The organism is Protofrankia sp. CiP1_Cm_nod2 (genome assembly GCF_920664355.1).
Lineage (GTDB): Bacteria > Actinomycetota > Actinomycetes > Frankiales > Frankiaceae > Protofrankia.
In genome coordinates this window covers 1-8,267 of sequence record NZ_CAKKTL010000228.1, presented here as the reverse complement: position 1 = coordinate 8,267, position 8,267 = coordinate 1, and the positions used below count along the sequence as shown (strand labels likewise).

At 70.6% G+C, this 8,267-nt stretch carries 8 protein-coding genes; all 8 read right to left on the bottom strand.

The window, feature by feature from the left end; translation table 11 throughout:
* Positions 1-319: 319 nt before the first annotated feature.
* The gene (gene rdgB, locus NBW84_RS19925) at positions 320-982 is read right to left on the bottom strand and encodes an RdgB/HAM1 family non-canonical purine NTP pyrophosphatase (protein ID WP_250286360.1); all 663 of its coding nucleotides are present in this window, start codon (positions 980-982) and stop codon (positions 320-322) included.
* The gene (gene rph / locus NBW84_RS19920; protein WP_250286358.1) at positions 979-1,725 is read right to left on the bottom strand and encodes a ribonuclease PH; all 747 of its coding nucleotides are present in this window, start codon (positions 1,723-1,725) and stop codon (positions 979-981) included. The genes rdgB and rph overlap by 4 nt, the downstream gene beginning before the upstream one ends.
* Before the next feature lie 525 nt (positions 1,726-2,250).
* Entirely contained in the window at positions 2,251-2,997 is a 747-nt protein-coding gene (locus NBW84_RS19915) for an MBL fold metallo-hydrolase (RefSeq protein WP_250286356.1), read from the bottom strand.
* 994 nt (positions 2,998-3,991) lie between these two features.
* Positions 3,992-4,939 carry a PLP-dependent cysteine synthase family protein gene (locus NBW84_RS19910; RefSeq protein WP_250286353.1) on the bottom strand — a complete coding sequence of 316 codons (948 nt, stop codon included), beginning with the start codon at positions 4,937-4,939 and terminating at the stop codon, positions 3,992-3,994.
* A 22-nt stretch (positions 4,940-4,961) separates the two neighbouring features.
* Complete coding sequence (locus tag NBW84_RS19905) at positions 4,962-5,270, bottom strand: MoaD/ThiS family protein (RefSeq protein ID WP_250286351.1); 309 nt, start codon at positions 5,268-5,270, stop codon at positions 4,962-4,964.
* Positions 5,271-5,570: 300 nt separating this feature from the next.
* Positions 5,571-5,975, bottom strand: coding sequence for a Mov34/MPN/PAD-1 family protein (locus tag NBW84_RS19900; RefSeq protein WP_445548292.1), 405 nt, complete (start codon positions 5,973-5,975; stop codon positions 5,571-5,573).
* Between the two features lie 186 nt (positions 5,976-6,161).
* Positions 6,162-6,698 carry a DUF2017 domain-containing protein gene (locus tag NBW84_RS19895; RefSeq protein WP_250286346.1) on the bottom strand — a complete coding sequence of 179 codons (537 nt, stop codon included), beginning with the start codon at positions 6,696-6,698 and terminating at the stop codon, positions 6,162-6,164.
* A gap of 254 nt (positions 6,699-6,952) precedes the next feature.
* Positions 6,953-7,252: an ATP-dependent Clp protease adapter ClpS gene (gene clpS, locus NBW84_RS19890; RefSeq protein ID WP_250286344.1), complete on the bottom strand. Its 300-nt coding sequence runs from the start codon at positions 7,250-7,252 to the stop codon at positions 6,953-6,955.
* Positions 7,253-8,267: the final 1,015 nt, after the last annotated feature.

Sequence of the window (8,267 nt, the reverse complement as noted above, 5' to 3'; positions counted from 1 at the left end):
ACACAAACACATGAAGTAGCCATGCGACACAACGCAAGCAAACAGGACGACGCCGACGGGCGTGACACCCCAGGCAGGACGGTGCGCGCGGAACGATCCGGGTGAACGGGCGCTGGGACGGTCCCGGCGAAACGGCCGCCCACGTGCGCGGTGACCTCGCCGCGCGACCCGTAGGCCACCGGCACCACCGCCCCTGGCAACGTCCTCGTGCGACCCGCAGGTGGGCGGCTCCGGCACGCCCGGACAGCCTGATCTGAGCCCGTCAGGTGTGCGGCCCGCAGGCGGGCGGCCCCGGCAGTGCGCCAGGCCGGCAGGGGCGTCAGGCCGGCAGAAGCTCCCGCAGGACGTCCGCGAGCTGGCCGAAGGCGCGTCCCCGATGGCTGATAGCGTCCTTTTCCGCCGGGCGCAGCTGCGCGCTGGTCCGGTTCTGCCCGTCGGGGAGGAACAGCGGGTCGTAGCCGAAACCGCCGTCCCCGCGGGGCACCCTCAACAGCCGCCCGCGCATCTCCCCGTGCACGACCCGTTCGGCACCCGCCGGCGTCACCACCGCGGCCGCACACACGAAGGCCGCGCCACGGCGCTCCTCTGGGACGTCGGTGAGCTGGGCGAGCACGAGCGCGTTGTTGGCGGCGTCCCGCTCGGCCCGGCTGGCGCCGGGCAGCGGCCCGGACCAGCGGGCGGACAGGACGCCGGGCATGCCGCCGAGCGCGTCGACGGTCAGGCCCGAGTCGTCCGCGACCGCGGGCAGGCCGGTCACCCGCACCGCGTCCCGCGCCTTGATCAGGGCGTTCTCGGCGAAGGTGGCGCCGGTCTCGGGGACGTCGGGGCCGTCCGGCAGCGCCACGAGCTCGACGTCGAGACCGGCCAGCGCGAGGATGCGGCGCAGTTCGACGAGCTTGGCATCGTTACGGCTGGCCAGCACCACCCGCCGGGACGCCTGCCGGCCCGCGCCTGGCCGGTCCTGCCCGGGGAGGGTGGTCACCGGGCGCCTGGCCGCGCTCCGCCGGCGGGCACCGGGCGGGGGCCCGCCAGCGCGGCCCGCTGGATCTCGGTCAGCCGCGCGCAGCCGCCGACAGCCAGGTCGAGCAGCTGGTCGAGCATCGCGCGGTCGAACGGCAGGCCCTCGGCCGTCCCCTGCACCTCGACGAAGCCGCCGTCACCGGTACAGATCACGTTCATGTCGGTGTCGGCCCCGGAGTCCTCGTCGTAGGCGAGGTCCAGCAGCGGCCGGCCGGCGACGACCCCGACGCTGACCGCCGCCACGCTGCGGATCAGGGCGTCCGGACGGCCGAGCCAGCCGCACGCGTCCGACAGCGCGACATACGCGCCGGTGATGGACGCGGTGCGGGTGCCGCCGTCGGCCACCAGGACGTCACAGTCGATCGCGATCGTGTTCTCGCCCAGGATCTTCAGATCGACGCAGGTACGCAGGCTGCGGCCGATGAGCCGGGAGATCTCGTGCGTGCGGCCGCCGATGCGCCCGCGCACGGACTCACGGTCGTTGCGGGTGTTCGTCGCCCGCGGCAGCATCGAGTACTCCGCGGTCACCCAGCCCAGCCCGCTGCCCTTGCGCCAGCGCGGGACGCCTTCGGTGACCGACGCCGCGCACAGCACCCGCGTCCGCCCGAACTCGATCAGTGCCGAGCCCTCGGCATGGTCCTGCCAGCCGCGGGTGATGTTCACCGGGCGGAGCTCCCCGGATGTCCTGCCGTCGGAACGTCTCACGACGACTGACCCTACCGGGCGGACGCAACTCGACACCGGTCGAATCCAACCGGGCACCATCGGCGACAGTATGAAAAGCCCGCCGATGAACGCCCGCGCCGACGGGCCTGGGCCGCCGGGCATGCCCGGACCGACGCGCGTGCCCGGCGGCGCACCGGGCACGACGCTCCCAGCCCGGACCAGCCGGTCGGCGACGCCGCGGCCGGTGGCACCGAGAGCCGGACCTTCCAGATCCGGCCCGCGGCGGCACCCGGCACCCGGCACCCGGCACCCGGCACCCAGCACCCAGCACCCAGCACCCGATCAGCGTCCACGGAGCCACGGCGTACCAGGCTGAATCCGGCCTGGTACGCCTGCCCTGCCCGCCCGGGGCACGTGCCGGCCCGGTGACGCCCCCGACAGGCCGGCTGCTACTGATCTTCGACCGTGCGGACGACGCCCGGCCGCTCGGCAGCCAGCCAGCCGATCGGTCAGGACGGACCGGACGTGGACGGCCCGGACGTCGCGGGTACCGCGGGTGCGCGGCTAGATCTCGTAGATGGCGCCGGTCTCGGCCAGGGTCAGCGGGCCGTCGAAGGCGCCGGCCGCCTCCTCGCGGCTGCGTTCGGCGTCTCCCCACGGCACCAGGTGGGTGAGCACGAGACGGCCCACGCCCGCCTTGGTGGCGTGCTCGCCGGCCTCCCGCCCCGACAGGTGCACGCCGGGGGGGTTGTCCGGGACGTCCAGGAAGGCCGACTCGCAGAGGAACAGGTCGGCGTCCCGGGCCAGCTGGACCAGCTCGTCGCAGGCGCTGGTGTCACCGGAGTACGTCAGGGAGCGCCCCTCGGCGGTCACCCGCATACCGAACGCCTCGACCGGGTGCGCCACCCGCTCCAGATCGATCCGGAACGGGCCCACGTCCAGCCGGCCGGGGCTGATCGTCCGGAAGTCGTAGATGTCGGCGAGGGAGTCCTCCGGCCAGCGCTCGAACGCCGCGCACAGCCTTTCCTGGGTGTTGATGGGCCCGTAGACGGGCAGCTTGGGCGGCATGCCCTCGGGGTGGTAGCGGCGGGCGTAGGAGTTCACCACGAGGTCGAGACAGTGGTCACCGTGCAGGTGGGAGACGAGCAGGGCGTCGATGTCCCGCAGGTCGCAGTGCCGCTGCAGCTCGCCCATGGAGCCGTTCCCGGCGTCGAGCACCAGCCGGAAGCCGTCGGACTCCACCAGATAGGACGAACATGCCGACCGGGGTCCCGGGTAGGTTCCCGAACACCCCAGAATCGTGAGCTTCATCGGGCCACCGCCAATGCCGTCAGTACCGATACCGTCCGGGCTGGTGCCACCGGCACCGATGGTGCCGGTGGCGGTACCACCCACGCGGGGCGCGGGCTGGCTGCCGCGCGCCGCTGGAGGTCCGGCCCGGGCCGGCCCGGATCATCGAGTGCTCCGCACCGACCAGGTCGTCGGTGACCGTTCATCGCGGTTTCTGCGCTACTCGCCAATGTGACGCCCTCTCCCCTGACAAAGCCGATGACGCCGGTCAACAAAAGGTGATAAACGGTATAGCCCGGGATCAATGAGTACGCATCGACTTCTCGACACAGCACCGGGCGGGCTCTGACCGCGCCGATGGGCTCCTGGCCCGTCGAACCACGATCTCGCTCCTGACCTCCAGGGACGGCCGGCAGCCGGCCGCGTCCCGGATGACCGGCAGATGGGAAGACGTCGTAAGGCGCGACGCCCGCGGGGACGCCGCAGGCAGCGCATGCGGCCACGGCCCCGGCCGCGGCAGTCCTGCCGGCGCCGTCGGCGTGACCGGCGGACACGAAGATCGCCTCACCGCCCCGGACGGGGTGACGCACCCCGGACACGCGCGGCCGGCACGGGCCCGCGACGCGGGCGGACGCGGCGATCACGGACACCGGCCGCGATCGCCGCAGCACACTCTGTCGGCCAACGGGAATGTGGCGGGACCCGGTCGGGATCCGACCGGGGTTCATCAGGGGCTGATCGGAGTTCACGGTCGCGATGGCATGACTGCCACCAGCGCTACCGAACACCCCGATGGGCGCGCCGCTCATGAGCGATCAGACTAAGCCCGAAATCCCGTTCCGACCGTGTGGCAGTGGTCACGAAACCCATGTCGAATTTTGGACAGCCCGGACGAGCCGGTATCAGGGCGCATCGGGGTACATCAGCGACCATCCTGGGACGTGGGAGAAAAATAGTGATCATTGCCTCGGTACCGCCGGGTACACCGACGGGACCACGCCCGCCGGCTTCCCGGTCACGCCCAGAGCTGACCCTCAAGTGCGGCTTCGGCCTCCTCCAGCGTCCCCGCGTATGCGCCGGTGGACAGGTATTTCCAGCCTCCGTCACAGACGATGACGGCGATGTCGGCGCGCTGCCCGGCGCGCACGCACCTGTCCGCTTCGATCAGTGCCGCGTGCAGGATGCAGCCGCTCGAGATCCCGGCGAAGATCCCCTCCTCCTCGACCATCTGCCGGGTCCGCCGTAGTGACTCCTTCGGCCCCACCGAGATACGGGTGGTGAGCACGCTCCCGTCGTAGAGCTCGGGGATGAAGCCCTCGTCGATGTTGCGAAGGCCGTACACGATCTCGCCGTACCGGGGCTCCGCCGCGATGATCCGGATACCCGGGACCCGTTCGCGCAGGAAACGGCCGGTGCCCATCAGCGTCCCGGTGGTGCCGAGGCCCGCGACGAAGTGGGTGATGGTCGGCAGGTCCGCGAGGAGCTCCGGACCGGTCGTCTCGTAGTGCGCCTGCGCGTTCGCCGGGTTGCCGTACTGGTAGAGCATCACCCAGTCGGGATGCTCGGCCGCCAGCCGCTTGGCCACGGCAACGGCCTCGTTGGAGCCGCCGCTCGCGGGCGAGTACACGATCTCGGCGCCCCACATCGCGAGCAGCTGCCGCCGTTCCGCCGAGGTGTTCTCCGGCATCACGCAGACCAGCCGGTAACCCCGCTGGCGACAGACCATCGCCAGCGAGATACCGGTGTTCCCCGACGTCGGCTCGAGAACGGTGGCGCCGGGAGTGAGCAGGCCGCGCTTCTCCCCGTCCGCGATCATCCACAGCGCGGCCCGGTCCTTGATCGAACCGGTGGGATTGTCCTGTTCCAGCTTGGCCCACAACCGGACGTCCGGCGATGGCGAAAGCCTGGGCAGACCGACCAGGGGGGTGCGGCCAACCGAGTCCACCAGGGAGTCGAAACGCATGAGCTCTTCCGGCCTGCCTGTCTCAGATGCCCGCCGTCGCCGGCATCATGGCTGAGCCGCCGGCGACGGCGGGGAGAATGGTTACGGTGTCACCGTCGGAAATTTTTGCGTCGAGACCGCCGAGAAAACGAACGTCTTCGTCATTGACATAGATGTTCACAAAGCGGTGCAGCTCACCGGCGTCCTCGGAGATGAGCCGGCCTCGCAGCCCCGGGAAGTGGCTGTCGATGTCGATGAACAACGCCGCGAGCGTGTCTCCCACACCCTCGACGACCTTGGACCCGCCCGTGTAGCTGCGCAGGATCGTCGGCACGCGGACCTGGACTGCCATGCTGCTCCTCATCGTCGTGCTCTGTTTCGTCGCGCTCTGTCGGTGTTGCTGTTCGGTCGGTGTTGCTGTTCGGTCGGTGTTGCTGTTCGGTCGGTGCTGCTGTTCGGTCGGTGCTGCCGGCCGGCGCTGCCGGTCGGGCTTCGGGCCCCGCTCCGGCAGCGCCGTCCGGCCGCGCTCCGGCCTTCGGCCCCGCCTCGGCTGTCAGCGCCATACCCCGAAGGATCCCGTCCCGCTCCGGATCCCTCGCCCCGGGGACGCGCGCCCGGCTCCGCGCGGCATCCGGCACAACGTCGGGCGCAGTCAGACGATTTCCACCGGCTCCTCCGTCACGACTGCGTCGATGATGCGGTACGAACGGAATTCGATCTTCTCCGGGTCGCGGGTCGAAGCCAGGACATAGTGGGCGCCGGGTTCCTGGGCCAGCGGGATGTCCGTGCGGGACGGGTAGGCCTCGGTAGCGGTATGTGAATGATAGATAACTACCGGCTCTTCGTCCCGCTCCTCCATGTCGTTCCAGACCCGCAGGTGCTCCATGGCGTCGAACCGGTAGAACGTCGGCGACCGCTCCGCGTTCTCCATGGCCACGAAGCGCTCCGGGCGGTCCGAGCCGGCCGGGCCCGCGACGATCCCGCAGGCTTCGTCGGGATGATCCCGCCGGGCATGGGCGATGATGGCCTCGTAGATGGCCCGATCGATGCGCAGCACGGGCCAACGGTACGACGAGCGGCATCCACCACGAGCCACGATCATGCGTACATGGCGAAGAATGCCTGCCCATGATCTGATTGTGCCCGCGAGAGCGCCCGGCGGGCCGCCGCCGGGCCTCCGGAGCACGACGGGCCGTGTCACAGCGAGCCGTGTCAGGGCCATGTCACATCGGGTCAGGCCGTGTCACAGCAGCGCCTGGACGAGCTGCTCCTGCAGGTCCCCGAGGAACAGGTACACCTCGACCACGGGGCGGCGCGGGTCCTGGCCGCCGATCTCGTACAGGGCTTCGGCCGACGTGTCGTCGGTGAGGTTCAGCCGGGCGCCCAGCACCAGCCGCAGGTCGGTGAGGGTGACCAGCCAGTCCTGGACGGCGGCGTCGTCGAGCAGGACCCGGCCGCCCGCGGCCGGCACGGTGGCCAGTGCCCGGCGCGCGGCGTCACGCTTGCCCGCGCGGATGTCGTCGGAGGTGCGGCGGCGGTAGTCGGCGGCGGCCTCCTGGTCGTTCGGATAGGCGTCCGGCAGCAGCCGGGCCACCGCCGGGTCCTCCGGTACCGCCGGGGGCACGGCCCGCAGGCCGACGATCGCCTCCAGCGGGTCGGCCACCGGCGGTGGCTCCAGCAACGCGTCGATCTGACTGATCAGCTCGGTCAGCAGGGTCGCCTGAAGCGGACCGAGGACCATCTCGACGCCGTCTCCGGTACGGCTGAATCCGTTGGACACGCTCTCCCAACCAAGGTCAACAGTGATCGGCCCGGGCCACGTCCGGTAGATCTTCAATCACGCGGACCGGCATCCGGACGACCACCCGTCGCTTTGCTAACGCCACCGACAGCTTCGCTGGTTCCTTCTCGGCCCACGAGGAGCCACCCGGCCCGCCGGCCCGCCGGCCGCGCCGACCGCGCCGGGCACCCCACGCTCATGCCCAGGTGGCCCGGTGCCACACCGGCCAGCACGGATCATCCGCCGGACACGGCCTAGTCCTGCGCGACCGTGGCCCACAGGCCGTAGGCGTGCAGGCGGGTGGCGTCCCGCTCCATCTCCTCCCGGGTGCCGGAGGAGACGGTGGCCCGTCCCTTGTGGTGGACGTCGAGCATGAGCGCCTTGGCCTTTTCCCGGCTGAAGCCGAACAGTCTCTGAAAGACGTAGGTCACGTACGACATCAGGTTGACGGGGTCATTCCACACGATCGTGACCCAGGGCCGGTCGTGCTCGGCGGCCTCGTCGGAGTCCAGGACCTCTTCGGGTGCGGCGGTGGCTAGTGGCACGGACTCCATTGTGGCGCGTGTGCGGGCCGAGTTCCCCCCGGGCCACCGGGCCCGGGGGGAAGCCGGATCGATCTTCGAGCAGCCGGCCGGACGCCGCTCCCGCCGCACCGCTCCCGCCGCACCGCGGCCGCGGTGCCGGCGGCGTGCGTGGCGTCCGCGATATCCGCGACGTGCGCGACGCCCACGGCATGCACGGTGCCCCGTCGGCTCCCAGGCGTCCCGCCCGCTGTTTCGCCCCGTCCTGCCCCACCCGTCGGCCGGGTGGCGAACCGCGTCGAAGCCGGCACGTGGAGGCACGCCCCGGCATGCGGCGAACAGCAATGAACACCATTGGTCACCAGTGGGTGTAGACGGGCCGGCCGTCGAACGGCACGAGAACCACGGCGTGGGCGCGACAGATACGCCCATACCCTAACAGCAGGTAACCGAAATGGTGTATTTAATTGTATTCAGTCATGATTTGGCTATCTTTTTGGTCACGGTTCGCTGCCCGACACAAAAAACCTCTTCGACAGCAGTCCGGACCCGTCGCGTCGCATCTCGGACTCTTGCCTACGGATAGTGACCAGGACGTCGACATCCCGCTGCGGCCGATCCCCGCACCACCAGCGCACCATTGCCCGCGCACGGCCCTTTCATTCATATTTCCGGCCATGTCGTACGAATTTGTATGAATCGTTACGGGTCGAATCAGCAACGGAAAGGAGTGGCCGCCATGAACAACGGCGTCAGCTGGGGCTGAGAACAGGACCGGCACCAGAACGGAACACATCACACACGCCGACGCCAGCCGGCGGCTCCCGACGGACAACCACCGCCACCGCGCGGGGAGAAAAGGACGTGTTGAAAATGAGAAAGAACGACGCGGACACGAACGGCGTCAGTTGGGGCTGAGAAACCACCGCGGTACGGTTGACGGTGTCGGCGACATCCGCCGCGGGCGGCGGAGCCCCCGTCCGCCGGGCCCGCCAGGACAGGTCGGGCCATGAGCGGCCGGGCCGCGGCCGTGCGGGCCGGTCGGGCC